Raw genomic sequence first — 1866 nt, 5'->3', positions numbered from 1 at the left:
TTTATTCATTAATCAAAATAAATTTAAAAACGAGTAATTCTACAGGCTCGTTAGGTACTTCTAGTGTTTAAGTGTAATTTTCAAGTTTTATTGATATCAATTATTGGAATGCCATTCATTGCATCAGCGCAAGATGATAAGTTGTGCGAAAACTTAATTTCCTTTGCTAGCAAATCAAAAGTCGGTAAACCTTTAAAAGTTAAATTGATTAATGATTGGGCTAACTTCTCAAAGAGCTGTGAACATAATGAAACAGAGGAAGGTAAGGAGTTCTGTAATTACTTAATAAAAAACACTTCAACTGAATTTATGAATCTTAATTTATCAAGATTACTGAGTTGTAGTGTAAATGATTTTAATTTTGGTAGTGTTCACCTAGATAAAATATCAGGTGAATTTTCAGTATTTGAAACACCTAGCTTAAACCAAGGTATTACATTGAATATAAATTTCTCAATTGGCGATGATGTAATAAAGGACTTTATAGAAATCAACGCTGAAAATGAGCCTGTAGAATAAGTACCTAACAAGGCCATAAAGTAAACGGACACATAATAGTTGGCTGTGCTCGTTCCTCGCTATTTTAGCCAACTATTATTTAGCCGCTTATGGCGGCGTTATACGTTTAGGAGGAAAAATGTCCAAATATTTAGTTTCAAACATTGCAGATAGACGTCATTCTAAGATATTTGGTGCGGGTTCTTTCTTTGACTTAGAGAGTTCTCAACATGGCTGGGATGAATTTAGTCAAGTTCAGGTTGCTGATGGTGTTGAGGATGTATGGCATGATTCATCGCCTATCGGCATATAACAAACTGCTCAAGTTCGCAGCAAAAAACGCTGCGGGACAGTTACTCGCTGGCTTCGCCAACAACACTCGCAACTACTCCTTAGCAGGGCGTTATGCAAAGTAAATATGAATACTTATACGGATATAGTTGTTGTTAATGGTGATTGGAAAGGAGGGCACCATGGCTCTTATCCAAAAGTTCTGTCTGTGTGCCTTGATTCAGAGAGACCATTTGGTGTTTCAGAGGGCTGGGGGCATGGTCTAGGTGGTAGTTCTTTCACTTTAAAGGATCTCGTCGAGGAAAAGTTTATCGAGATTTTTAATAGAGAAGAATCTAAGGCTGTTTACTTAGAAATAATCACCGCATATAAACAAGGTGTTGACCAAAAACAGCTTGCTTCCCAACTTATAGAGGAGTCTTCACCCCATGCATAACAAGGCAATTAAAAATCGCCCACAAAAAACGTGGGCTGGACTCACTATCGCTCGCCTCTTATTGCAGCGTTATGCAGAATGAATTTATGAACTTAGATGAACTTGCAGCCGAATATGACGAGGCTATTAATGCCGAAGATAAGAATGCGGCTTATCACAAAATTAATGAAATCATAAGGTTCGTTGCAAGCAATTTTCCGCGTGATAATCCTGAGGCGCTTGCGTGGTTTACAGCCACTCTTCAAGATAAGCGTAAAAAGTGGTTTGTTGCAAAAGTGATGAGTAAGGTAAATCCATTGCCAAAATCGCTACTAAAAGACTTGGTTTTAGCCTCTATGTTGGAGCCAAACCCTAGCTCTAACAAGTTTCTGATTCTTCCTTGTGTAAAGACCTATGGCAAGGAAATGGTTAAGGAGGCTATGCTTGAATATTCAACACATCCTCAAGTAATTGAAAATGATGGGTTCAATAAAGTGGCTTATTGGGTGGGCCTTCGCAATGCATAACAAAAGTAGGCAAGCGACAAATATTGCGCCTGCTACTGGCGTTATATGCCTAAGGAGTTATTAAGAATATGGATTATCTTTTCGTTAGTATTGTAGCTCTTGTTTCTCTAAACTTTTCTGTGAGTATTTATCTTT

4 protein-coding genes are annotated in these 1866 nt (G+C 37.5%); all 4 read left to right on the top strand.

Features of this window, described 5'->3' with window-relative positions; genetic code table 11:
* Positions 1–63 precede the first annotated feature (63 nt).
* The 4 genes from ACED29_RS21030 to ACED29_RS21015 all read left to right on the top strand — a co-directional run bounded on the left by ACED29_RS21030 (position 64) and on the right by ACED29_RS21015 (position 1731).
* A complete protein-coding gene (locus tag ACED29_RS21030) occupies positions 64–519 on the top strand; it encodes a hypothetical protein (RefSeq protein ID WP_371698670.1) in 456 nt (151 codons plus the stop codon).
* 118 nt (positions 520–637) lie between these two features.
* Complete coding sequence (locus ACED29_RS21025; protein WP_371698669.1) at positions 638–811, top strand: hypothetical protein; 174 nt, start codon at positions 638–640, stop codon at positions 809–811.
* A 105-nt stretch (positions 812–916) separates the two neighbouring features.
* Complete coding sequence (locus ACED29_RS21020) at positions 917–1225, top strand: hypothetical protein (RefSeq protein ID WP_182699081.1); 309 nt, start codon at positions 917–919, stop codon at positions 1223–1225.
* A gap of 86 nt (positions 1226–1311) precedes the next feature.
* Positions 1312–1731: a hypothetical protein gene (locus ACED29_RS21015; protein WP_371698668.1), complete on the top strand. Its 420-nt coding sequence runs from the start codon at positions 1312–1314 to the stop codon at positions 1729–1731.
* The last annotated feature ends 135 nt before the right edge of the window (positions 1732–1866 follow it).

This window comes from Shewanella sp. 5S214, from assembly GCF_041439795.1.
Taxonomy (GTDB): domain Bacteria; phylum Pseudomonadota; class Gammaproteobacteria; order Enterobacterales; family Shewanellaceae; genus Shewanella; species Shewanella vesiculosa.
This window is presented reverse-complemented; position numbering and strand designations above follow the sequence as displayed.